Source organism: Nonomuraea sp. NPDC004580 (assembly GCF_040609855.1).
Lineage (GTDB): Bacteria > Actinomycetota > Actinomycetes > Streptosporangiales > Streptosporangiaceae > Nonomuraea > Nonomuraea salmonea.
On sequence record NZ_JBEXLH010000007.1, the window covers coordinates 95,239 to 116,281 of the forward strand.

Annotated in this window: 24 protein-coding genes; 11 read left to right on the top strand and 13 right to left on the bottom strand. The window is 71.4% G+C overall.

Annotation, left to right across the window (positions count from 1 at the left end; translation table 11 throughout):
- Positions 1 to 81 precede the first annotated feature (81 nt).
- The 3 genes from ABZW11_RS10850 to ABZW11_RS10860 all read left to right on the top strand — a co-directional run bounded on the left by ABZW11_RS10850 (position 82) and on the right by ABZW11_RS10860 (position 4,105).
- Complete coding sequence (locus tag ABZW11_RS10850; RefSeq protein ID WP_355414987.1) at positions 82 to 1,365, top strand: hypothetical protein; 1,284 nt, start codon at positions 82 to 84, stop codon at positions 1,363 to 1,365.
- Between the two features lie 149 nt (positions 1,366 to 1,514).
- Positions 1,515 to 2,918: an ATP-binding protein gene (locus ABZW11_RS10855; RefSeq protein WP_355414989.1), complete on the top strand. Its 1,404-nt coding sequence runs from the start codon at positions 1,515 to 1,517 to the stop codon at positions 2,916 to 2,918.
- Complete coding sequence (locus tag ABZW11_RS10860) at positions 2,915 to 4,105, top strand: tetratricopeptide repeat protein (protein ID WP_355414991.1); 1,191 nt, start codon at positions 2,915 to 2,917, stop codon at positions 4,103 to 4,105. The genes ABZW11_RS10855 and ABZW11_RS10860 overlap by 4 nt, the downstream gene beginning before the upstream one ends.
- A gap of 27 nt (positions 4,106 to 4,132) precedes the next feature.
- On the opposite strand, the gene ABZW11_RS10865 is transcribed toward ABZW11_RS10860, so the two are convergent.
- Positions 4,133 to 5,116 carry an aldo/keto reductase gene (locus ABZW11_RS10865; RefSeq protein WP_355414993.1) on the bottom strand — a complete coding sequence of 328 codons (984 nt, stop codon included), beginning with the start codon at positions 5,114 to 5,116 and terminating at the stop codon, positions 4,133 to 4,135.
- Positions 5,117 to 5,178: 62 nt separating this feature from the next.
- Here ABZW11_RS10865 and ABZW11_RS10870 point away from each other — a divergent pair, with 62 nt between their 5' ends.
- Genes ABZW11_RS10870 through ABZW11_RS10895 form a run of 6 tightly spaced genes read left to right on the top strand, consistent with a single transcriptional unit; the run spans position 5,179 to position 10,274 of the window.
- Positions 5,179 to 6,057, top strand: a complete 879-nt coding sequence (locus tag ABZW11_RS10870; protein WP_355414995.1) for a LysR substrate-binding domain-containing protein — start codon at positions 5,179 to 5,181, stop codon at positions 6,055 to 6,057.
- 37 nt (positions 6,058 to 6,094) lie between these two features.
- A complete protein-coding gene (locus ABZW11_RS10875) occupies positions 6,095 to 6,295 on the top strand; it encodes an EF-hand domain-containing protein (RefSeq protein ID WP_355414997.1) in 201 nt (66 codons plus the stop codon).
- A gap of 57 nt (positions 6,296 to 6,352) precedes the next feature.
- On the top strand, positions 6,353 to 7,150 hold the full coding sequence (locus tag ABZW11_RS10880) for a hypothetical protein (RefSeq protein ID WP_355414999.1): 798 nt from the start codon (positions 6,353 to 6,355) through the stop codon (positions 7,148 to 7,150).
- Positions 7,147 to 7,605 carry a helix-turn-helix domain-containing protein gene (locus tag ABZW11_RS10885; protein ID WP_355415001.1) on the top strand — a complete coding sequence of 153 codons (459 nt, stop codon included), beginning with the start codon at positions 7,147 to 7,149 and terminating at the stop codon, positions 7,603 to 7,605. The genes ABZW11_RS10880 and ABZW11_RS10885 overlap by 4 nt, the downstream gene beginning before the upstream one ends.
- 49 nt (positions 7,606 to 7,654) lie before the next feature.
- Entirely contained in the window at positions 7,655 to 8,587 is a 933-nt protein-coding gene (locus ABZW11_RS10890) for a nucleoside hydrolase (protein ID WP_355415003.1), read from the top strand.
- A gap of 28 nt (positions 8,588 to 8,615) precedes the next feature.
- Positions 8,616 to 10,274, top strand: coding sequence for an alpha-amylase family protein (locus ABZW11_RS10895; RefSeq protein ID WP_355415005.1), 1,659 nt, complete (start codon positions 8,616 to 8,618; stop codon positions 10,272 to 10,274).
- Here the strand turns inward: ABZW11_RS10895 and ABZW11_RS10900 are convergent.
- Positions 10,261 to 10,851, bottom strand: a complete 591-nt coding sequence (locus ABZW11_RS10900; RefSeq protein ID WP_355415007.1) for a TetR/AcrR family transcriptional regulator — start codon at positions 10,849 to 10,851, stop codon at positions 10,261 to 10,263. The genes ABZW11_RS10895 and ABZW11_RS10900 overlap by 14 nt on opposite strands.
- A 67-nt stretch (positions 10,852 to 10,918) precedes the next feature.
- Here ABZW11_RS10900 and ABZW11_RS10905 point away from each other — a divergent pair, with 67 nt between their 5' ends.
- Positions 10,919 to 11,686, top strand: coding sequence for an alpha/beta hydrolase (locus ABZW11_RS10905; protein ID WP_355415009.1), 768 nt, complete (start codon positions 10,919 to 10,921; stop codon positions 11,684 to 11,686).
- A 162-nt stretch (positions 11,687 to 11,848) separates the two neighbouring features.
- Here the strand turns inward: ABZW11_RS10905 and ABZW11_RS10910 are convergent, their stop codons facing one another.
- The 4 genes from ABZW11_RS10910 to ABZW11_RS10925 all read right to left on the bottom strand — a co-directional run bounded on the left by ABZW11_RS10910 (position 11,849) and on the right by ABZW11_RS10925 (position 15,764).
- Entirely contained in the window at positions 11,849 to 12,589 is a 741-nt protein-coding gene (locus ABZW11_RS10910; protein WP_355415011.1) for a cytochrome d ubiquinol oxidase subunit II, read from the bottom strand.
- Positions 12,590 to 12,602: 13 nt separating this feature from the next.
- Positions 12,603 to 13,853 carry a cytochrome ubiquinol oxidase subunit I gene (locus tag ABZW11_RS10915; protein ID WP_355415013.1) on the bottom strand — a complete coding sequence of 417 codons (1,251 nt, stop codon included), beginning with the start codon at positions 13,851 to 13,853 and terminating at the stop codon, positions 12,603 to 12,605.
- A 97-nt stretch (positions 13,854 to 13,950) separates the two neighbouring features.
- Entirely contained in the window at positions 13,951 to 14,619 is a 669-nt protein-coding gene (locus ABZW11_RS10920) for a response regulator transcription factor (protein WP_355415015.1), read from the bottom strand.
- Positions 14,620 to 14,645: 26 nt separating this feature from the next.
- Positions 14,646 to 15,764: a sensor histidine kinase gene (locus ABZW11_RS10925; protein WP_355415017.1), complete on the bottom strand. Its 1,119-nt coding sequence runs from the start codon at positions 15,762 to 15,764 to the stop codon at positions 14,646 to 14,648.
- 68 nt (positions 15,765 to 15,832) lie between these two features.
- Here ABZW11_RS10925 and ABZW11_RS10930 point away from each other — a divergent pair, with 68 nt between their 5' ends.
- Positions 15,833 to 16,066: a hypothetical protein gene (locus ABZW11_RS10930; protein WP_355415020.1), complete on the top strand. Its 234-nt coding sequence runs from the start codon at positions 15,833 to 15,835 to the stop codon at positions 16,064 to 16,066.
- 20 nt (positions 16,067 to 16,086) lie between these two features.
- Here the strand turns inward: ABZW11_RS10930 and ABZW11_RS10935 are convergent, their stop codons facing one another.
- The 7 genes from ABZW11_RS10935 to ABZW11_RS10965 all read right to left on the bottom strand — a co-directional run bounded on the left by ABZW11_RS10935 (position 16,087) and on the right by ABZW11_RS10965 (position 20,941).
- Positions 16,087 to 17,013, bottom strand: a complete 927-nt coding sequence (locus ABZW11_RS10935; RefSeq protein ID WP_355415022.1) for an acyl-CoA desaturase — start codon at positions 17,011 to 17,013, stop codon at positions 16,087 to 16,089.
- A 375-nt stretch (positions 17,014 to 17,388) separates the two neighbouring features.
- Positions 17,389 to 17,601 (bottom strand): hypothetical protein, encoded by a 213-nt coding sequence (locus ABZW11_RS10940; RefSeq protein WP_345391009.1) that lies wholly within the window; start codon positions 17,599 to 17,601, stop codon positions 17,389 to 17,391.
- A gap of 37 nt (positions 17,602 to 17,638) precedes the next feature.
- Entirely contained in the window at positions 17,639 to 17,989 is a 351-nt protein-coding gene (locus ABZW11_RS10945; protein WP_355415024.1) for a nuclear transport factor 2 family protein, read from the bottom strand.
- Between the two features lie 4 nt (positions 17,990 to 17,993).
- Positions 17,994 to 18,311: a DUF3140 domain-containing protein gene (locus ABZW11_RS10950; protein ID WP_355415026.1), complete on the bottom strand. Its 318-nt coding sequence runs from the start codon at positions 18,309 to 18,311 to the stop codon at positions 17,994 to 17,996.
- Between the two features lie 278 nt (positions 18,312 to 18,589).
- Positions 18,590 to 19,597, bottom strand: coding sequence for a LacI family DNA-binding transcriptional regulator (locus ABZW11_RS10955; protein ID WP_355415028.1), 1,008 nt, complete (start codon positions 19,595 to 19,597; stop codon positions 18,590 to 18,592).
- Positions 19,598 to 19,614: 17 nt separating this feature from the next.
- Positions 19,615 to 19,884: a sulfurtransferase TusA family protein gene (locus ABZW11_RS10960; RefSeq protein WP_345390997.1), complete on the bottom strand. Its 270-nt coding sequence runs from the start codon at positions 19,882 to 19,884 to the stop codon at positions 19,615 to 19,617.
- Between the two features lie 43 nt (positions 19,885 to 19,927).
- The gene (locus ABZW11_RS10965) at positions 19,928 to 20,941 is read right to left on the bottom strand and encodes a LacI family DNA-binding transcriptional regulator (protein WP_355415032.1); all 1,014 of its coding nucleotides are present in this window, start codon (positions 20,939 to 20,941) and stop codon (positions 19,928 to 19,930) included.
- Positions 20,942 to 21,043 lie beyond the last annotated feature (102 nt).

A 21,043-nucleotide genomic window follows, 5' to 3' on the forward strand; every position in this document is an offset into this window, starting at 1 on the left:
CGCCGCTGATCTCATTGAACGTTGTTGATCGTCCGGATAGTGTGCGATATGCCCACGATCACCCCCTGGAAGTAAGGTGCCATGAGACGGCGGCTACGGCAGGTCTTCATCATCGGACTCACCCTCTCGCTCCTCGGCATCGGCGTTCCCGCGTGGTCGGAGGACGACGACCGCAGCTGCAACGACCTGATGGCCGCCGACACCCCGGCGTACGTCGTCTGCACCTGGCTGGCCAAGCCCGACGAGGCCGCCGACATCGCCAGGTTCTGGCTCAACGACGACGGCCAGAACATGATCGACGCCGGCCCCATGAACCCCATCACCATCGACTGCCAGGAGCCGGGCGCCCAGTGCCCGACCGACGGCGAGGGTGACGGCGAGATGCACGACATCGGCGACCCCGACGTGCCGGGCGCCGAGGACGGCGGCACCCCCGAGTGCCAGAACGGCGAGCAGTGCTACGTCGACCCGACGGGCATCAGCGCAGCCGAGAAGAGCGCCGCCAAGGCCACCCCGGCCGGCCAGGCCGCGCAGGCCGCCGTCCAGACCACGATGCGCGTCTGGATCGACACCGAGCTGGCCGACGACTACAAGGCGGGCAAGCTCGCCGAGGCCGCCAAGAAGATCGCCGCGCTGGCCGTCGCGCAGCCCGGCGTCGTGGGCGTCAGGTTCACCTCGCAGCTCGGCTACAACCAGACCTTCAGCACCGCCGAGGAGCTGGACACCTTCGTCAGCGAGGCCGCGACCACGCTGCGCACGCTGCTGCCCGGCAAGAAGCTGGCCGCGCACACGGTGGTGCCGCTGCTCGGCTGCGGCGCGAACGACGCCTGCAAGACCGCGATGACCGAGAAGTACCCGCTGCTCGACCCCGAGCGCGTCGGCGCCTGGCTGAGCAAGGGCTACATCGACCAGCTCGCCCTCGACGACGGCCACCTCGCCAGCCAGTACGCCGAGTGGAAGATCGACGCGAACGAGGCCCAGCGCAACCAGTGGATCCAGGTCCGCGCCCGCGCCTGGGACGCCTACGCCCAGATCGCCGCCGAGGACGCCACCCTCGCCGGCGCCCAGCTCAAGGACGAGCAGATCGACCAGGTCATCTCCGAGCGCGTCGCCACCCCGCTGCAGAACGACGCCGCCGAGACCGTCACCCTGTGGACCCGCTGGCAGGACGACAAGGGCCAGGTCAACCGGGCGTACGGCGAGCAGTGGGCCGACAACGCCACCTGGGAGCGGCTCAAGAAGCTCGGCTCCGTCAAGCCCCGGCTGGCCACCCTCTACGACCCGGCCAACCCCGAGGTCGACCAGGCCACCGACCTGAAGCACCTGTCCGAGGTGTTCGGCCAGGTGTACCTGCACGCCGCCTGACCTCACGTTCTCCAGGCCGGACGCTCCTTCCCAGGGGCGCCCGGCCTCGTCGCACCGCGGGCCTGTACGGGCGCCCGTCCCTGGCCTTTCGCGGGCAGTTCGGTATCTTGCCTACTCGACCGAACACTCGCGACAGAAGGGAACGGCACGTGCCCGACGACGCCGGCCTGCAGGCACTCCGCGAGGCGGCCCGCCTGTCCCCGGACAACCTGCCACTCCGCCAGCACCTCGCCGGGCAGCTCCTGGCCAAGGGCTACCTCGCCGACGCGGAGGCCGAGTTCAGGGCGGCGCTCGTGCTCTCGCCCAAGAACCCCGAGATCATCACCGGTCTGGCCGAGGCGTTCGTCCGGCAGAGCGCGTACGGCTCCGCGCTGGCCGCGCTCGAACCGCTGCTCGCCGAGCCCGGTTACCCGCCCAGGGCCGGGGTGCTCGCGGCCAGGGCGCTGGCCGGTGAGGGCGATCTGGGGCGGGCCGCGTACCGGTACTTCGAGGCGATCTCCCGGGAGCCCGCGCTGGCCGACCCCGAGTTCGCCGCCCGGCTCAACCCGCCGCCCGCGCCGCCCCCCGTCCCGCAGCCGCCCGCCGCACCGCCAGCCGCGCCGCCAGCCGCGCCGGCCCCGCCCGCGCCCGCGTTGGTCACCCCGCAACCCGGCTCGCCGCTCGCGCCCCAGAGCAACGCCGAGGTGCAGAGCTCCGGGCTGACGTTCGCCGACGTGGCCGGCATGGAGGCGGTCAAGGAGGCGCTGCGGGTCAAGCTGCTGCTGCCGATCCAGCAGCCCGACCTGTTCGCCGCGTTCGGCAAGCGCGCGGGCGGCGGCGTCCTGCTGTACGGCCCGCCCGGCGCCGGCAAGACCCACCTCGCCAGGGCGGCGGCGGGCGAGCTGGGCGCGGCGTTCGTCAACGTGGGCCTCGCCGACATCCTCGACATGTACATCGGCTCCAGCGAGCGCAACCTGCACGCCACCTTCGACCTCGCCCGCCGTAACCGGCCGTGCGTGCTGTTCTTCGACGAGGTGGACGCGCTCGCCGCCCGCCGCTCCGACATGCGCCAGGCGCACACCAGGCAGCTCGTCAACCAGTTCCTGGCCGAGCTGGACGGCGTGGACCAGAACGCCAACGAGGGCGTCCTGGTGCTGGCCGCCACCAACGCCCCCTGGTACGTCGACGCCGCCTTCCGCCGCCCGGGCCGGCTCGACCAGCCGGTGTTCGTGCCCCCTCCCGACGCCGCCGCCCGCGCCGCCATCCTGCGCATCCTGTGCAGGGACAAGCCGCTCGCCGAGATGGACTTCGACGCCGTGGCCAAGGTGACCGAGCACTTCGTCGGCGCCGACCTCAAGGGCGTGGTGGACCGCGCGGTCGAGGCCAAGCTGCAGCAGTCGATCAGCGCCGGCCGGCCGATTCCGCTCTCCACGCCCGACCTGCTGGCGGCGGCCCAGAGCGTACGCCCGACGGCCGTACGCGAATGGATGGCCACCGCCCGCAACTACGTCATGCACGCCAACGACTCCGGCGCCTGGGACGAGCTGATGCCCTGGGTCAAGGGCAAGTGGTGAAGGTCGGCGACCCGGTCGAGCGGGCGCGCACGCTCCTGCGGCTGCGCCGCCCGGCCGACGCCGAGCGGGAGCTGCGCGGGCTGCTCGCGCAGGAGCCGCAGCACCTCACCGGGCACGCGCTGCTGGCGCTCGCCCTGGTCGAGCAGCGCCGGGTCGCCGAGGCGGTCGCCGAGGCCGAGGAGTCCGTACGTCTCGCGCCCGACCACTGGTTCTCCCACTACGCCGGCGCCCAGGTGTACTACCGGGCCCGCCACGTCGATCGGGCCATGGCCGCCGTCCGCACCACGCTGGACCTCGAACCGCAGTACGCGCCCGCGTGGGAGCTGCTGGCCCGCGTCCACATGCTCAAGGGCGAGTGGCCGCTGATGGCCGGGGCGGCGCGGCAGGGGCTGTCCATCGACCCCGAGGACACCGACCTGGTGAGCCTGCTGGCCCTCGCCCACGTCAACCAGGGCGAGGCGGAGCCGGCACGGGCCGCCGCCGCGCACGCCGTGCGGCTGGATCCCGAGAGCCCGACCGCGCACTTCGTGTACGGGCGCGTGTCGCTGCGGTCCGGCGATGCCCGGCAGGCCGCCGACGCCTTCCGTGAGGTGCTGCGCCTCGACCCCGGCTACGGCGTCGCGAGGGACCTGCTGGTGGCGGCGCTCAAGCAGCGCAACCCTCTCTACCGGTGGTTGTCGCGGCTCCGAGGCCGGTTCGCCGGCGGCTGGCGGCTGATCTTCCTGCTGCCCGTCGTGCCGCCGCTCATCGCCGTCTTCATCGTGCTCGCGGTGCTGCACTGGGTGGCATGGGTGGCCGAGGCGTGGACCACGCTGCGGCTGGCCCGGGGCAAGGCCACCGGCCTGCTGTTCGAGGGCACGGCGGCCCGCGTGGCTGCGGGCTGCCTCGCGCTCGTGGTGGTCGGCGCGGCCCTGCTCGCCGCGGGCATCGCACTCGGGCACGAGGCCCTGGGCACCGCCGGGGCGGCCGCCATGGCGCTGGTCACCCCCGTTCAGGAGGCCGCCCACACCGGCGCACCCCGCCGCCGCACGGTCCTGTACGCCTGGTCCGCCCTCCTCGCCCTGACCATGGCCACCGGAGCGCTCTTCGCCCAGCCCGCGGTGCCCCTGCTCGCCGGCTACGCCGCCCTCGCCACGGTCTGGCTGGCCACGGCCGTCCGAGGCCGCCTCGCCACCGACGGCCTCTGAGCCCCCGGTCTCAGAGGCCGGTGGCGGTCAGAGGAGGGTGGCGCCGGTGACCTTGAAGCGGGAGAGGGCGTCGTCGATCCTGGCCAGCGTGTCCTCGTGGAGGATGAGGTCGGCGGCGGCCAGGTTCTCCTCGATGTGGGCGGGGGTGCGGCTGCCCGGGATCGGCACCACGTGCTCGTCCTGGTGCAGCAGCCAGGCCAGGGCGAGCTGGGCCGGCGTGATGCCGAGCGACACCGCGAGGTCGCGTACGGGGGCGTAGCGGTCGTTGTTGCCGGCGAGGTTCTCGGCCGAGAAGCGGGGGGCGTTGCGGCGGAAGTCGTCCTCGCCGAGGGCGGTGACCGTACCGGCGAGGAAGCCGTTGCCGAGCGGGCTCCAGGCGACGATCCCGACGCCCAGCTCGCGCGCCGTGGCGAGCAGCTCGGCGTCGATCGGCCGCCACATCGACCACTCGGTCTGCACGGCCGCCACGGGATGCACCGCGTGCGCGGCCCTGAGCTGGGCGGCCGTCAGGTTGGACAGGCCGAGGTGCCGCACCAGGCCGTCGCGCACCAGCTCCGCCATCGCCCCCACCGTCTCCTCGATGGGCACGCCGGGGTCGGGATAGTGGGCGTAGTAGAGGTCGATCACGTCGATGCCCAGGTTGCGCAGGCTGCGCTCGGCGTAACCGCGTACGAGGCGGGGCTCGGCGTTCACGCGCAGCTCGCCGAAGGCGTAACCGACGGGCTGGGCCCGGCTCGGCTCGCCCTCGGGCACCGCCAGGCCGAACTTGGTCGCGACCACCACCTCGTCCCTGCGGCCCTTGATCGCCCGGCCGACCAGGCGCTCGTTGTGGCCGTCGGGGCCGTAGGCGTCGCTGGTGTCCACATGGGTGCCGCCCGCGTCCAGCGCCGCCTTGATCGCGGCCTCGCCGCGAGCGTCGTCAACCTCGCCGTACATGCCGGGTGACAGCACCATCGCGCCGTAACCGATAGCAGGGACCCGCAGGTCGTCGCCAAGAGTGCGTGTCTTCATGCCGACGATCCTGGGGCCGCGCCGGGCCGCGCGTCCAAGACCCTTTGCTATAACCGATGGTTATGGACGTACATTTGCGCGAGTTGCGGTACTTCGTCGCCGTCGCCGACGAGCTGAACGTCACCCGCGCCGCCGAGCGGCTCTTCGTCTCCCAGCCCGCGCTGTCCAAGCAGCTCAGGGTGCTGGAACGGCAGCTCGGCCACCGCCTGTTCGACCGGGTGCCGAGCGGGGTGGTGCTCACCCGGCAGGGCGCCGAGCTGCTGCCGGTGGCCCGCGACGTGCTCGAACAGTGGGCCGCGGGGGTCGAGCGGGCGCGGGCCGCGGGGCCCGCGGGCACGCTCGTCATCGGCCTGCAGACCGCCGTCGGGCGAGGGCTGCAGCAGGAGGCGCTGCGGCGGTTCCGTTCCGTGATGCCGGGGTGGGAGGTGTCGCTGCGGCTGGTCGGCTGGGAGGACCCGAGCGGCGGGCTGGGCGACGGGTCGTCGGACGTGGCGTTCCTGTGGTTGCCGGTGCCGCCGGGGCTGCGGACGTATGTGCTGGTCACCGAGCGGCGCGGGGTCGCCATGCCCGCCGATCACCGGCTGGCCGGGCTCGCGGAGGTGCCGTTCGACGAGCTGCGGGACGAGCCGTTCATCGCGCTGCCCCCGGCGGCCGGGCCGCTGCGTGACTTCTGGCTCGGGGTCGAGCATCGTTCGGGGCCGCCGGTGATCGGCGTGACCGCCGGTACGGCCGAGGAGGTGTTCGAGGCGGTGTCGAGCGGGCTCGGGGTCGTCCTGGTGGCCGAGGGGAACGCGGAGCTCTACCGGCGACCTGGGGTGACGTACCGGCCTGTTAGCGGGCTGCCTCCCGGGGAACTGGCCATTGCCTGGCGCGAAAGGGATACCAGGCCACAAGTGATGGCATTCGTCGACGCGTTGCGACACGTCACCACTAAGGTCTGACCCGACGATCGGATCAAGCGGAAGGGCGACCCCCCACATGAGCGACTACGCGACGACCTTCAACCTCATCGACGCCGACAAGGACGGCCGGATCTCCGCCGACGAGCTGGTCCGGCTGATGGACGTGCTCGGCCAGCCCGTGACGCTGGAGGCCGCCCAGGAAGGGGTGCGGAAGCTGGACAAGGACGGTGACGGGCTGATCGACGTGGAGGAGTTCGGGGCTTTCCTCCAGAAGTGATAACAAACAAGCACTTGTTTTCCTGTTGCCTGGGTCACAATGGCGACAGGAGGGACGATGGCCACCACGAGTGACACCAGCGGCAGCCGCCGGGACGCCGTGCGCGCGCTCAGATCGGGCATCGGGCGGATCTCCGACGAGCTGACCGCGGAGATCCAGGCCCGCATCCCGGAGTACGCCCGGCCCTCGGACGAGCTCCGCACCAAGGTCGTCAGGACGGCGGTGGAGCAGGCCGTCGAAGGCTTCGTCGATCGCGTCGAGCGTCCAGGCGCGGCGTGGGACCCCGAGCCGTTCCGGCTGATCGGCAAGGGCGAGGCCGCCGAGGGCCGCACCCTGGAGCCCCTCCAGTCGGCCTTACGGCTCGGGGCCCGAGTCGGCTGGCGCCGCCTCACCGACCTCGGGCTTCCCCCGGAATGCCTGCACGACCTGGGCGAGAAGGTCTTCACCTACTTGGACGACCTCGCCGAAGCCGCAGCGGAAGGCTACGAGGCGGCCAAGGCGCACCTCCCCGACGCCCTGACCCGCCACCGCGCCCACCTGCTGAACCTCCTCCTGAACGGCCTGCCTTCCGCTGCGGAGGCCCTCAGCAACGCCGCCCAAGCCGCCGCCTGGCCCCTCCCCGCCACCGTCGCCTGCATAGCCCTCGCTCCCACCCACTCCACCGCTACGGGCACCGCGCCCCCTGCGGCCGGCGTCACCCCCGTCCCCTCTCGTCAAAAGGACGGTCACCCTCGACGGCGGGATGTCCTGGTGCGGTGGCCTGCTTGTGGGGGTTGCCTTCTGATGTGTTGGTGGGCTTGGAGCGCGACGTGCCGTGTCTCCTCGTGCCGGAGCCCGAGGGGAAGGGGGAGGTGATCGAGCGGGCTCTCCGGGGGTGCAGGGCCGCGGTCGGGCCCGCGGTTCCCCTGGCGGCGGCGGGGACGTCGCTGCGGTGGGCCGCAGAGGCGCTGGAGTTGTCGCGGCGGGGCGTGCTGCCCGGTGGGGTGTTGTGGTGCTCCGAGCACATGGCGACGTTGGTGCTGTTCAAGGATGAGGAGCTGGTCAGGGCCCTGGCTCAGGTGCGGCTTGCGCCGCTGGCTCATCTGCGGCCGGCGCAGCAGGATCGGCTGGCCGAGACGTTGCTCGCCTGGTTGCGGCATGGCAGGGGTGCCGGTGAGGTGGCGGCTAAGTTGCACGTCCACCCCCAAACCGTCCGCTACCGGTTGCGGCAGCTCGAAGAGCTGTACGGTGACCAGCTCGCCGACCCCGACATCCGCTTCGAGCTGGAGATCGCGCTCAGAGCCAGGCAGGCCGCCCCGGCCGCCCGCTGACCTTGCCGTTCCCCTGGGCGGACAGGGCCCACGGGCCTAGCATGGGGCGATGCCGACACCCGTGATCCTCGACTGCGACCCCGGGCACGACGACGTCTTCGCGATCTGGCTGGCGGCCGGGGACCCCGCGATCGATCTGCGGGCCGTCACCACCGTCGGTGGCAACGGCCGGCTCTACCACACCACCTACAACGCCAGGGTGGTGATCAGCCTGGCCGGCATCGAGGGGGTGCCGGTCGCGCCGGGCGCCGACAGCCCCATGGTGCGGCTGCTGAGGCCGGCCGAGTGGATCCACGGGGACAACGCGCTGGGCGGCCCAGAGCTGCCGAAGCCAACGGTGGAGGCCGACGCGCGCTCGGCGATCGAGCTGATCAGGGACACGCTCGACGCCGCCGGCGAGCCGGTGACGATCGTGGCGACCGGGCCGCTGACGAACGTGGCGATGTTCGCCCGCACCTGCCCCGACCGCCTCCCGATGATCAGGGAGGTGGTCTGGATGGGCGGCTCGACGGGGAGGGGGAACGTCACCCCGTACGCCGAGTTCAACGCCTGGACCGACCCCGAGGCGGTGGCGATCGTGCTGGGCACGGGGGTGCCGTTCACGATGGTCGGGCTGAACGTCACCCACCAGGTCCTGGCCACCCAAGAGGTGATCGCGCGGATCGAGGCGGTGGGCAACAGGACGGCGGCGTTCGGGGTGGAGCTGCTCAACTTCTTCAACTCCACGTACGAGACCGACCAGGGCATGCCGGACGGCCCGCTGCACGACCCGGTGGCGGTGGCCCTGGTGGCCAGGCCGGGGCTGGTGACGACCGTCCGCACCCGCGTGGACGTCGAGCTGCACGGCACCGAGACCTCGGGCGCGACCTGCGTCGACCTGCTGGGCAAGCTCAACCGCCCGCCCAACGCGAACGTGGCCACCGGTGTGGACGTGCCCGCGTTCTGGCAGCTCGTGGAGGACGCCGTACGCACGCTCGCGTGACGGCGGACGCGCTGGGTAGCGGAGGCGGATGCGACTGACGTACACCTCCGACGTGTGGTGGAAGAACGCCGTCGTCTACTGCCTGGACGTGGAGACGTTCAAGGACGGCAACGACGACGGCGTGGGCGACTTCCGCGGCCTGACGCAGCACATCGACTACCTGGCGGGCCTGGGCGTGACGTGCCTGTGGCTGATGCCGTTCTTCCCCACCCCCAACAAGGACGACGGTTACGACATCACCGACTTCTACACGGTCGATCCCCGGCTCGGCACGCTGGGCGACTTCGTGGAGTTCATGCGCACGGCGCACGACCGGGGCCTGCGCGTGATCGCGGACCTGGTCGTCAACCACACCTCCGACCAGCATCCGTGGTTCGCGGAGTCGCGGTCGAGCCGGGACTCGCCGCTGCGCGACTGGTATGTCTGGAAGGACACCCCCGAGCCGGAGCCTGACCAGGTCGTCTTCCCCGACAAGGAGAACAGCGTCTGGGAGTACGACGAGCGCACCGGCCAGTACTACCTGCACAGCTTCTACCGGCACCAGCCCGACCTCAACGTGAGCAACCCGCAGGTCAGGGACGAGATCACCCGCATACTCGGCTTCTGGATGGAGCTGGGGCTGTCGGGGTTCAGGGTGGACGCGGTGCCGTTCCTCATCGACAACGTCGATCCCGAGCTGGCGGACCCGCACGAGTTCCTGGCGGACCTGCGGGCGTTCATGACCCGGCGCATGGGCGGGTCGGTCCTGCTCGGCGAGGTGAACCTGCCGTACAAGGAGCTGATGGGGTACTTCGGCGACGGCCTGGGCGACCAGCTCACCATGTGCTTCGACTTCGTCGGCATGCAGAAGGCGTGGCTGTCGATGGCGCGCGGCGACGCGCGGCCGCTGGCGGCGGCGCTGCGCGAGCGGCCCGAGCCGCCGAAGGACTGCCAGTGGGCGATGTTCCTGCGCAACCACGACGAGCTGACGCTCGACAAGCTCACCGACGGCGAGCGGCAGGAGGTCTTCGCGGCGTTCGGGCCGGAGGAGGACATGCAGATCTTCGGACGCGGCCTGCGCAGGAGGCTGCCGCCGATGTTCGGCGGGGACGAGCGGCGCGTGAAGATGGCGTACAGCCTGCTGTTCTCGCTGCCCAGCACGCCGGTGATCTTCTACGGCGAGGAGATCGGCATGGGGGAGGACCTCGCGGCGGAGGGCCGCATGGCGGTCCGCCTGCCCATGCAGTGGTCGCAGGACGGCGGCTTCAGCCGGACCGAGCCGGTGCGCCCGATGGTCGAGGGTGATTACGGTCCCGCACACGTCAACGTGGCGGCGCAGAAGCGGGACCCCGACTCGTTACTGCGCTGGTTCCAGCTCCTCATCGAGCGCTACCGGGAGTGCCCCGAGCTGGCGTGGGGCGCGTACACGGTGCTGGACGGCGGCCCCGACGCCGTGCTGGCGCACCGCTGCGACGCCGACGGCGCCACAGTGGTGGTCCTGCACAACCTGTCGGACGCGCCGCAGGACGTGGAGCTGCACCTGGACGGCCTGGAGCGCTGCCGGCTGACGGACCTGCTGGTGGACGGCACGCTGGAGGTGCCGGACGACGGCGTCGTCCGCCTGACGCTCGACCCGTACGGCTGCCGCTGGCTGCGCGCCTCGGAGCCCGGGGTCTCCCCTGAGGACGCCTCGGTCAAGTCGCGGTGACGACCGGCCAGGCGGCCATGGCGCGGTCGGCGACCGCGAGCAGCTCGCGGAGGGAGGCGCCGTCGCGGGCCTGGGTGGACATGCCCTGGATGATCGCGGCGTAGAAGGTGGCGAGCCCGTCCGTGTCGGTGCCGGGCGGCAGGCGGCCCGCGCTGACGTCGTCGTCGATGCGCTGCCTGATCGCCGCCTTGGTCGCCTCCCTGAACCCGCGCAGCAGCTCGACCACCTCGGCCGACTCGCAGTTGACGGCGGCACTGATGATCATGCAGCCGTGCGGGTGGTCCGCGCGGGAGTATTCGTGGGCCGCGTCCCGCAGCACGCGCTCGACGGCCTCCCGGGCGGTGGGCTCGTCGGTCAGGGCGCGGGCGGCGAAGGCGCCGTAGGTCTCCTGGTAGCGCTGGACGGACTCCTCGAACAGGCGGCGTTTGTCGCCGAAGGCGGCGTACAGGCTGGGCGGGTTGATGCCCATCGCGGTCGTCAGCGTGGCGACCGAGGTGGCCTCGTAGCCGTGCTGCCAGAACGTGCGCAGCGCGCTCTCCAGCGCCTCGTCCCTGTCGAATCCTCGCCGTCTGGCCATGCGGCAATTCTATAGCGGTCGCTATGCTATTTTTCTGTAGCGATCACTAAAGCAAGGAGACGTTCGCATGTCTGTAGCCGCTCACGCCTTGGGAGACGTCCACTACCGCAAGGAGGGCAGCGGGCCGGGCCTGGTGCTGGTGCACGGCGCGTCCGGCGACGCGGAGACCAACTACGCCCACCTCATGCACGGCCTGTCCGACATCCGCACGGTCATCGCCCCCGACTACGCCGGCAGCGGCCGGACCTTCGACCACGGCGGCGACCTCACTCTCGATCTGCTCGCCGACCAGGTCGCCGCCACCTTCGAGGGGCCGTCGGACCTGGTCGGGTTCTCGCTGGGCGCGGCGGTCGCGGTCACCATCGCGGCCGAGCGGCCCGAGCTGGTCAGGCGGCTGGTGCTGATCGCGGGCTGGACCCACCTCGCCGACTCCCGCCTTGAGCTGGGCCTGCGTACGTGGGCCAGGCTGTCGGAAACCGATCGGGAGAGCTACGCCGCGTACGGGCCGCTCATGGCCTTCAGCCCCGGGTTCGTCGGCGAGATCGGCGTGCAGACCCTGATGGCGGGGGACCCGCCGCCCGGCGCCCTGCGCCAGATCGACCTGGCCCTGCGGGTGGACGTCAGGGACGCGCTGCCGAAGATCACCGCGCCGACCCTGGTCGTCGGGGCGGCCAAGGACTACCTGATCCCGGTCGAGCACGCCCGCGCGTTGCACGCGGCCATCCCGGGCAGTGCGTACGCCGAACTCGACAGCGGCCACGTGGTCCTCCACGAGCGTCCGGAGGAGGTCACCCGGCTGATCAGGAATTTCGTCACCAAGGAGACCAACGGGTGATTCATCCCAGTGCGCTGCTGTTCGACTCGGGTGACACCCTCCAGGGCACGCCGCTGGCCTCCTCCTACGCCAAGGTCGAACCGCCACCGCGCAGCGCACCATCGACCCGGCCGGCTTCGCCGCCTCCAACTGGAAGCCGGCCAGGGACGGCCGGCCGCTGTTCTAGAGGTAGGAGGGCCCGCTGACCCGGTGCCGGAACGTCCACCACACCCACGCCTGCGCCGCCACCAGGAACGGGAGCAGGGTGAGGACGATCGGCACCAGCAGCGGCCCCGACGTGCCGGGCTCCAGCGGCAGCCGGAGCCCGGCCAGCACCCCCACGACCAGCATCGCCGCGGACGTCAGCGCGTACGTGCCCGCCTCGCCGGCCCCGCCCGACGCCACGGCGGCTCGTGTCCGCAGCTCGCCGCGCAGCCGCAGCGCCGCGAACGCCAGCCCGTGCGCGCAGAACAGCGCGGCGACCACCAGCGCGGGCAGCAGCGCGACCGGCCCCTCGATGCCGAGCAGCACCCCGGACAGGATCACGCCGAGGCTGATCGCCAGCCCCCAGCTGCCTGCCACGATGGCGCCGTCCCAAAGAGTCTGCCAGCGCGCCCCCGGCACCCGCCCGCGCAGCCACAGCCCCATGTCGCGCACCACCCACGCGAGCAGCAGCGTCACCACCATGACGAAGTTGCCGTGCAGCAGCTCGCCCTCCAGCCGCGGGAACAGCCCGGCCAGCACCCCGGCCGTGGCGACCAGCCACACCTCGTTGCCGAGGAAGAACGGCGCGATCGCGGCGATCACCTCGCGCCGCTCGCCCGGCGTCCTGCCCAGGTAGGGCAGCGCCATCCCGACCCCGATGTCGGCCCCGGCCAGCACGAGGTAGCCGAGCGCGAAGAAGGCCAGTACGAAGATCTCCATGTGCGGGGGGCTCCTAGAACGAGGGGACGGGGACGGGCGTCTCGACCGGCCGGTCGCCCAGCGCCACCGCGCCGGGTTCGCGACGGGCGTGCCTGGCCAGCAGCCAGGTGTTGACGGCGGTCAGCACCGCGAAGACGGTGGCGAAGGCGAGCACGGAGAACGCCGCCTGTGCCCTCGTGACCGGCGACATGGCCTCCGACGTGCGCAGCAGCCCGTACACGACCCACGGCTGGCGGCCCATCTCGCGGAAGACCCAGCCGCCCAGCATGGCCACGAACGGCACCGGGATCATCAGCGTCAGCACCCAGTGCCACAACCGGAACCGGTACACGGCCGGCTGGATGAGCATGAGCAGGAAGCTCGGGCCCGCCACCGCCATCATCAGCAGCCACAGCATGATCATCACCAGGCCGCCCGCCCGCACCCAGCCGACGTCCGGCAGGTGGTCGCCGGGCCCGAGACTGACGACCAGCTCCGCCTGGAGTGCGGCCAGCCGGTCCGCGTCGGCCGACCAGGCGGCGGACTTCTCGGGCTGCAGGGTCTGGAACGAGAGCCCGCCGATGACGGCGTTGAGGAAGGTCGCGGGCAGCGCGACGCCGATCCCGATGCGCAGCGACTTGCGGAACAGCTCCCACTCGGGTGTGCGGCGGCGCAGGTGGTAGGCGCTCACCCCCGCCATGAAGAATCCGCCGACGATCAGCCCGCCCACCAGCACGTGCCAGAACGCCGCCTGCGCCGCCGGGTTCGCCACCATCGCGCCGAAGTCGGTCAGCCGCAGCCGTCCGCCCTCCACCACGTGGCCCACCGGGTTCTGCAGGAAACCGTTGGCGACGAGGATCCAGAACGCCGACGCGTACGCGGTGAGCGTCACCACCCAGATGAGCGCCAGGTGCGCCCACCGGTTCAGCTTGTTCCAGCCGAAGATCCACAAGCCGAGGAACGTGGACTCGACGAAGAACGCCACCAGCGTCTCGATCGCCAGCGCCGAGCCGAACACGTCACCCGCGTAGTTCGTCAGCCCGCTCCACGACAGCCCGAGCTGGAACTCCATCACCAGGCCGGTGACGATGCCCATCGCGTAGTTGATGATGTAGAGCTGGCCCCAGAACCGGGTCATCCGCAGGTGGACGTCCTTGCCCGAGAACGTCGCCGTGGTCTGCACGACCGCGAGCAGGGTCGCGAGGCCGAGCGTCAGCGCGACGAACAGGAAGTGCGCGCCCGCGGTGAGCGCGAACTGCAGGCGGGCGAGGTCGACGGTGTCCATGCCGTCGAGCCTCCGCCTGCGGCTTCGCCCGCCGCGTCCGTCCACGGCGGGCAGCCGGCGTACCTCCTGGGATGACAGGCGGCCGCCGGCGTACACCTCAGGGAGTAAGCCAGCCCGGTGTGATCATGCCGGCCTCGTACGCGATGACCACGAGCTGCGCCCTGTCGCGCACGCCGAGCTTGGTCAGGATGCGGCTGACGTGCGTCTTCGCGGTGGCGGGGCTGACCACGAGCCGGGCCGCGATCTCGTCGTTGGACAGGCCGCCCGCCACCAGCGTCATGACCTCGCGCTCCCGCTCGGTGAGCGCGTTGAGCTCGGGGCCCGGGTCGGGGCGCTTGACCCGGCCGGCGAACTCGGCGATGAGCCGCCGGGTGATCGACGGCGCGATGAGGGCGTCGCCCCTCGCCACCACCCGGACGGCGTGGATCAGCTCGGCCGGCTCGGTGTCCTTCACCAGGAAGCCGCTGGCGCCCGCGCGCAGCGCTCCGTAGACGTAGTCGTCCAGGTCGAACGTGGTCAGGATGATCACCTTGACGTCGCCGAGCGCCTGGTCGCCGGCGATGCGGCGGGTGGCCTCCAGGCCGTCGAGCTCGGGCATGCGGATGTCCATGAGCACCACGTCGGGGCGGTGCTCGCGGGCTCCGTCGATCGCCTGGGCGCCGGTGGCGGCCTCGGCCACCACCTCGATGTCGTCCTCGTCGCTGAGTATCGACCGGAATCCGGCGCGTACCAGGGTCTGGTCGTCGGCGAGCAGTACGCGGATCATCGAGCCTCGTTCGTGAGCGGGGTGGGTCATGGGGTGAGGGGGAGGCGGGCGGTGACGCGGAAGCCGCCCTCTGGGCGGGGGCCCGCCTCCAGCGTGCCGCCGAGGGCGGTGGCGCGTTCGCGCATGCCCTGGATGCCGTAGCCGGTGCCGCCGTCGTAGGGGGCGCCCGGGCCCTCATCTTCCACGCAGATGATGATATTTCCGGACTTGTTGGTGACGGTGAGGGCCGCCTCGTCGGTGCCCGCGTGGCGGGAGACGTTCGTCAGCGCCTCCCTGATGATGCGGGCGGCGGCCAGGTCGACCTCGGTGGGCAGCGCGTCCAGCGGGCCCGACGTCTCCGTACGGACCCGCAGTCCCGACGCCTTGACCAGCTCGTCCAGCCGTGCGAGCCCGGCGGCGGGCCCGGTCGGCGCGTCCTCGTCCACCTGCCGCAGCACGCCCAGCGTGGTGCGCAGCTCGCGCAGCGTCTCCTTGCTGGTGTCCTTGATCGTGCGCAGCGCCGCCTCGGCGTCCTCTGGCCGCTTCTTCAGCCCGTGCAGCGCCGCCGCGGCCTGCACGTTGATCATGGAGATGTTGTGGCCGATCACGTCGTGCAGCTCGCGCGCGATGCGCAGCCGCTCCTCGCCGGCCCGCCGCCTGGCCTCCTCCTCCTTCGTGCGCAGCGCGTCGAGCGCGAGCTGCCTGGCCGCTTCGAGGTACGCGCGGCGGTTGCGGGTGACGCCGCCGAACGCGATGGCGGCCACCACCCACCCGGCGATCATGATGAACATGCTGTCGTCCACGTGCCGGACGCCGCCGCTCTCGCCGTAGCCCATGGCCAGCAGCGCGGCCGCGCCCGTCGCCACGGCGGCGGCCAGGTGGCCCCGGTCGGCGGCGGTGTAGAGGGCGACGAAGATCACCACGATGAGCGGCCCGTCGAGCTTCGCGTACGGGTAGTAGGCGACGGTCGAGACCGCCGCCACGATCACCGCGGCGACCGGGTGCCGCCGCCGCGCCAGCAGCGCGCCGCAGGCGGCCAGCGGCAGCACGACGTCGAGCGCGTTGAGCTCGACGGGGCGGCGGGTGACGTAGGTGACGACGAGGCCCGCCAGCACGGCGGCGCAGATCGCGAGCGACACGATCGTGCCGGTGGAGAGCCTCGACATGGCTCCCATTCTGGACGTTGCCCGCGCTGCCCGGTAATCGCCCGGGTACTGCTGGGTAGAGCCCGTGCATGAGCACCAAGGACGAACTCCAGCAGATCGAAGCGGATCTGGCCCGGCTGCGCGCCGAGAACCAGGAGATCCGCGACCAGATCAGGGACATCGGCGCGACCGACCAGGTCGAGATCGGGGCGATGATCAGCCAGGCGGATGAGCAGGTCGAGCTCATCGCCGAGCTCGAACGCCGCCGCGACGGGCTGCTGCAGAAGCTGGAGACAGGAGGCGACAAGGAGGGCACCCGCTGACCGGCCGCCCTCCTGGGAGGTCAGCCGACGGTCGCGGCAGGGGGGTGGCGTAGGGCGGCGCCCACCTCGTGCAGGTGGGACAGCGCCTGCCCGTACGACTCGAACAGGCCGGTCTCCAGGTAGCTGACGCCGATCTCGGCGCAGTACCGCTCGACGATGGGCTGTGCCTTGCGCAGGTTGGGCGCCGGCATGTTGGGGAACAGGTGATGCTCGATCTGGTAGTTGAGCTGGCCGAGCGCGATGTCGGTGAACCAGCCGCCGCGCACGTTCCGCGAGGTGAGCACCTGCTTGCGGAGGAAGTCCAGCTTGTCGTCCTTGGTGAGGACGGGCATGCCCTTGTGGTTGGGTGCGAACGTACTGCCGAGGTAGACCCCGAACAGGCCCTGGTGCACGATCAGGAACAGCACCGCCTTGCCGGGCGAGAGCACGGCGAAGACCGCGCCGAGGTAGATCACGGCGTGCACGACCAGCAGGGTCAGCTCCAGCTTGCGGCGCTTGGCGGCGGGGTTCAGCAGCGCCTTGAAGCTGGCGACGTGCAGGTGCCAGGCTTCGAGCGTGAGCAGCGGAAAGAACCAATAAGCCTGATATTTCGCGATAAACCGGGGCAAGCCGGAGCTGCGCGCCACCTGATCCTCCGACCAGACGATCACCGCGGGGGAGACGTCGGGGTCGTGGTCCTCGTGGTTGGGGTTGGCGTGGTGGCGGTTGTGCTTGGTGTTCCACCACCCCCAGCCCAGGCCGATGCCGAGATTGCCGACGATCAGGCCGGCGACGTCGCTCGGCCGCCGCGTCCTGAAGACCTGGCGATGGCCGAGGTCGTGGGCGAGGAAGCCGAGCTGCCCGAAGACCACTGCCAGGACGGCGGCCAGCAGCAGCTGGAGCCAGGAGTCGCCGAGCCAGGCGAACAATGCCCAGCAACCGGCGTACACGACGGCGGCGATGGTCATCCGCACGGCGTAGTAAACAGGGCGCCGGTTCAGCAGGCCGGCGTCCGTGATGCGATGGGCTAGTCGGGCGAAATCACTGCCTCGAGTGTCGATCGTGCCGGGACTGGCCACAGGTCTCCTTACTTCGCGGTGCAAGTTGCCCTAACCATCGCGCATCCATCGCCAAACCGGAAGGACGCCGCCTGTCCCTCGGCGTCCGCCGGGACGCACGCCGCCCCGCTCGCCGGGCTGGCGTTCGAGCTGACGGGCCTGGCCATGGCCCTGAACCACGCGATCCGGCTGCACCGCGACCCCGAGGCCGCCGCGCCTTCGCCGCCCGCCTCGGCGAGCCCGCGAAGACCGGCGGCGATCACCACTGAGGAGGGGTGGGGCTGGTCAGGCGGTGGCGAGGCGGTCGAAGAGGGCGAGGGCCGCTTCGCGGACCTCGGCCGGCGTCACGCCGTCCAGGGTCTTTCTCGCGTCGTCGATGTCGCGGGTGGTGGCCAGGGTGATGGCCACGGACGTGGCGGCGGCGCGGTCGATCGATCCCGTCGGGGCGGCGTCGGCCATTTCCTGGGCGCTCGCGGCGAGGTCGAGGTTGTCTCTCAACGGATCTCCTCGGGTGAAGACGGTTCGGCCCATTGCATCACTTGAGGTCGTGCTGCATCCACCATTCGGTGAATTCCCGGCACCGCCCGTCGGGTCCGAATCGGATCACCCATAGATTGCTGTACGTTTTGTCCGGATATGTCGTAACTCCCTGGATGATGCTCACATCGTCCGTCACACAAACCGGATGCCATTGAAAGTCTGCCTCGCCAGGCTTGTCCTGCCGGCCCAGCCACTGCGAGATGATCTCGTCGCGCCCCTGCCAGGGCCTGCTGAAAGGCTCGGGGTAGTAGACCGCGCTCTCGGTGAACAACGCGGCGATGTCGTCGGGGTCGTTGGAGTTCCAGGCTCGGACATACCCCTCGATCCAGGGACGCGGCTCGATCACGGAGTCATCCTCTCAAGGGATCATGGCCCACGGACATCAGCTCCCGCCGTGAGTCGTCGTCCGTACGGTCGCCCTTGGTCTCGACGATCTCCACGACCCGGCGCATCACGTCGAGGTCGGCCCCGGTGAGGTCGCCCTTGCGCTTGGTCAGAACGTGCAGCACGCCCCGGCCCAGCTCGTCGATGCCGAGATCGGGGTCGGCGGGGAAGCTCTCCTCGCCGGAGGCCTCGGCGAGCAGATAGGCGCGCAACTCCTCGGAGTTCATGTTGACGGTCCGGTGGAACTGTTCCCACAGCATGTCGGTGTCGAAAGCCTCGGTCATACTCGCCCGCCTACCCGGCCGGCCCCGCCTTACGCTCCCCCGTGACCGTGCGCGAAAGGTTACGATTCGCTCCCTTTCAGATCACGTTCGGGTACAGAGGTACTCAGAACGTCTCTTCCTCACTCGGTAGGTTCGGAGCCGTCTCCGCGCGGGGGACGCGGGGGCGGCTTCCCTGAGACTCGCCGCGGAGGAGGGGACGGCACGTGCCGCGGGCCAGGGAGAGGCGGTCTGCCAGCCGCCCCGCCCGCCGCTCGCGGCACGTGCCGCGCAGGGGCGTCTCAGGCGACGGGGCCGGTGCTGCCACGCGGGGTGAGGCTGGCGGCGCGGTCTTCGTACGGGGGCACGCTCTCGCCCGCGATGAGGGCCAGCAGGCGCTGCGCCGCGTGCGCGCCGTAGGCCGGGATGTCGCGGGTGAGAGCGGTCAGCGGCGGGCGTACGACCTGGGCGAGCGGCGAGTCGTCCCACGCCACGATGGACAGGTCGCGCGGCACCTCCACCCGCATCTCCTGCGCCACCGACAGCCCCGCGACGGCCATGATGTCGTTGTCGTAGACGATGGCGGTGGGCCGGTCGGTGGAGCTGAGCAGCCGCCTGGTGGCCCGCGCGCCCTCCTCGCCGGTGTAGTCGGTGTGCACGATGACGTGCTCGGCCACGCCCTCGCACGCCTGCACGAACGCCTGGTCGCGGACCGCCGTGTGCACCAGCGCGGGCAGCCCGGCCACCCGGGCGATGCGGCGATGGCCGAGCGCCACGAGGTAGCCGACGGTCTCGCGCACCGCCTCGCCGTCGTCGGACCAGATGGCCGACAGCGAGCCCGACTCCGACGGATGCCCGATGACCACGACGGGCATGCCGAGCCGCTCAAGCTCGGCCACCCGGGAGTCGGCGTAGTGCAGGTCCACGAGGAACACGCCGTCGATGCGGCTCTCGCCCCACCAGGTGCGGTAGACCTCGCTCTCCTGCTGGTGGCTGGTGACCACCTGGAGCAGCAGGCCGTAGGAGCGGTCGGCGAGCACGCCCTCGATGCCGCTGATCAGCTCCATGAAGAACGGCTCGACGCCGAGGATGCGCGCGGGCCGGCAGAGCGCGAGCCCGACGCAGTTGGCCCGGGCGCCGTTGAGCGCGCGGGCGGCGCTGTTGGGCCGCCAGCCGATCTCCTCGGCGATGGCGACGATCCGTGCCCGCGTCGCATCCGACACCCCTGGCTGGCCGTTGAGCGCGTAGGAGACCGCTACTTTGGAGACCCCCGCACGGCTGGCGATGTCGGCGATCGTGGGACGTTTCACGGACTGATATTAACCGCTTAAGCCGCGTGCCAGGGCTTCGCTTCCTGCGTCTCCTTGGCGTCGCCGGCCACGCGCAGCGCGTACGTCGGCCGCTCGGCCCCCTCGACGGGCCCGAGGTAGGCGTGCCCGGTCATGTGACACCACGCCGGCAGATCGACGGGCGCGGCCGGATCGGTGGCGATCAGGTGGATCACCGCGCCGGGCCCGGCCTCGCGCACGTGGCCGCGCAACTCGATGAGCAACTGCACGCACAGCTTGTCGCCGCCGTCCACCACGAGATCAGGCATGCTTCTAGCAAACCACCCCGCGGATCACGGACGCACACCACCCTCAGGAGATGCCGGGCGGGGCGGTGGAGTCGCGGATGACGAGCTGGCACGGCAGCGTGTGCACGCCGGGCGTCGCCTTGCCGTCGATGGCCGCGAACAGGTGCTGGGCGGCCGTTCGGCCGAGCACTTCGAGGTTCATGTCGACGGTGGTCAGGGCGGGCCTGGTCTCGGTGGAGAGCACCTCCCAGTTGTCGTAACCGACCACCGCGATGTCGTCGGGGATGCGCCGTCCCCGCTCTCTGGCGCCCTCGACGAACCCGGCGGCGATCTGGTCGCTGCCGCAGAACACCGCGTCGATCTCCGGCTCGGCCATCAGCAGCATCTCGGCCGCGTGCCGCCCCCACCGCTGCGACCACACGCCCGACAGGGTCTGCCCGGCCTGCTCGACGCCGGCCTCGGCGAGCGCCCTGCGCACGCCCTCCTCGCGGTCGCGGGCCGCCTTGTAGTGGGCGGGCCCGGTGATGTGCGCGATGCGGCGCCGGCCGAGCGCGAGCAGGTGCTGGACGGCCATGGCGGCGGCGCCCACGTCGTCGGGCACGAACGAGACGTCGCCGGGGTCCTCGGACGGGCCGTAGGCGTAGACGACGGGGACCGGCAGGTCCTTGCTGATCGACGGCCGCGGGTTGGTGCTCTCGCCCACCACGATGAGCCCGTCGACCCGCCGCGACAGCAGCGCGCGTACGTGGTGCTGCTCCCTGATGGCGTCGCCGCGCGCGTCGCACAGCAGCACAGCCATCTCCCCGGCCCCGAACGCGTCCTCCGCGCCGAGCAGCACCGGGATGCCGAACCGGCCGACGCTGTCGGAGGTGAGCAGGCCCACCGTGCGCGTCTGCCCGGACAGCAACCCCCTGGCCAGGGCGTTCGGCTGGAAGGAGAGCTCCGCCGCGGCGGCCAGCACGCGCTCGCGCGTGGCCGCGCGCACGTCCTGACGCCCGTTGAGCGCCTTGGAGGCCGTGGCGATGGACACCCCCGCCAGCGAGGCCACATCGTTGATGGTCGCCCGCTTACCCGCCATACTTCGAAACCCTTTTCGGTCTATGGGAACTGCTTAGCACCTTAGCACCCATTGACACGGCCTCACGTTTCTTCTACGTTTCCGAAAACCTTTAAGTGCAGG

What these genes read in the sequence shown, in the direction of transcription:
- ABZW11_RS10850 (WP_355414987.1), top strand. Translation starts at nt 82, where the DNA reads ATGAGACGGCGGCTACGGCAGGTCTTCATCATCGGACTCACCCTCTCG.
- ABZW11_RS10865 (WP_355414993.1), bottom strand. Translation starts at nt 5,116, where the DNA reads ATGAAGACACGCACTCTTGGCGACGACCTGCGGGTCCCTGCTATCGGT.
- ABZW11_RS10870 (WP_355414995.1), top strand. Translation starts at nt 5,179, where the DNA reads ATGGACGTACATTTGCGCGAGTTGCGGTACTTCGTCGCCGTCGCCGAC.
- ABZW11_RS10875 (WP_355414997.1), top strand. Translation starts at nt 6,095, where the DNA reads ATGAGCGACTACGCGACGACCTTCAACCTCATCGACGCCGACAAGGAC.
- ABZW11_RS10880 (WP_355414999.1), top strand. Translation starts at nt 6,353, where the DNA reads ATGGCCACCACGAGTGACACCAGCGGCAGCCGCCGGGACGCCGTGCGC.
- ABZW11_RS10890 (WP_355415003.1), top strand. Translation starts at nt 7,655, where the DNA reads ATGCCGACACCCGTGATCCTCGACTGCGACCCCGGGCACGACGACGTC.
- ABZW11_RS10895 (WP_355415005.1), top strand. Translation starts at nt 8,616, where the DNA reads ATGCGACTGACGTACACCTCCGACGTGTGGTGGAAGAACGCCGTCGTC.
- ABZW11_RS10900 (WP_355415007.1), bottom strand. Translation starts at nt 10,851, where the DNA reads ATGGCCAGACGGCGAGGATTCGACAGGGACGAGGCGCTGGAGAGCGCG.
- ABZW11_RS10905 (WP_355415009.1), top strand. Translation starts at nt 10,919, where the DNA reads ATGTCTGTAGCCGCTCACGCCTTGGGAGACGTCCACTACCGCAAGGAG.
- ABZW11_RS10910 (WP_355415011.1), bottom strand. Translation starts at nt 12,589, where the DNA reads ATGGAGATCTTCGTACTGGCCTTCTTCGCGCTCGGCTACCTCGTGCTG.
- ABZW11_RS10915 (WP_355415013.1), bottom strand. Translation starts at nt 13,853, where the DNA reads ATGGACACCGTCGACCTCGCCCGCCTGCAGTTCGCGCTCACCGCGGGC.
- ABZW11_RS10920 (WP_355415015.1), bottom strand. Translation starts at nt 14,619, where the DNA reads ATGATCCGCGTACTGCTCGCCGACGACCAGACCCTGGTACGCGCCGGA.
- ABZW11_RS10925 (WP_355415017.1), bottom strand. Translation starts at nt 15,764, where the DNA reads ATGTCGAGGCTCTCCACCGGCACGATCGTGTCGCTCGCGATCTGCGCC.
- ABZW11_RS10930 (WP_355415020.1), top strand. Translation starts at nt 15,833, where the DNA reads ATGAGCACCAAGGACGAACTCCAGCAGATCGAAGCGGATCTGGCCCGG.
- ABZW11_RS10935 (WP_355415022.1), bottom strand. Translation starts at nt 17,013, where the DNA reads ATGACCATCGCCGCCGTCGTGTACGCCGGTTGCTGGGCATTGTTCGCC.
- ABZW11_RS10950 (WP_355415026.1), bottom strand. Translation starts at nt 18,311, where the DNA reads ATGACCGAGGCTTTCGACACCGACATGCTGTGGGAACAGTTCCACCGG.
- ABZW11_RS10960 (WP_345390997.1), bottom strand. Translation starts at nt 19,884, where the DNA reads ATGCCTGATCTCGTGGTGGACGGCGGCGACAAGCTGTGCGTGCAGTTG.
- ABZW11_RS10965 (WP_355415032.1), bottom strand. Translation starts at nt 20,941, where the DNA reads ATGGCGGGTAAGCGGGCGACCATCAACGATGTGGCCTCGCTGGCGGGG.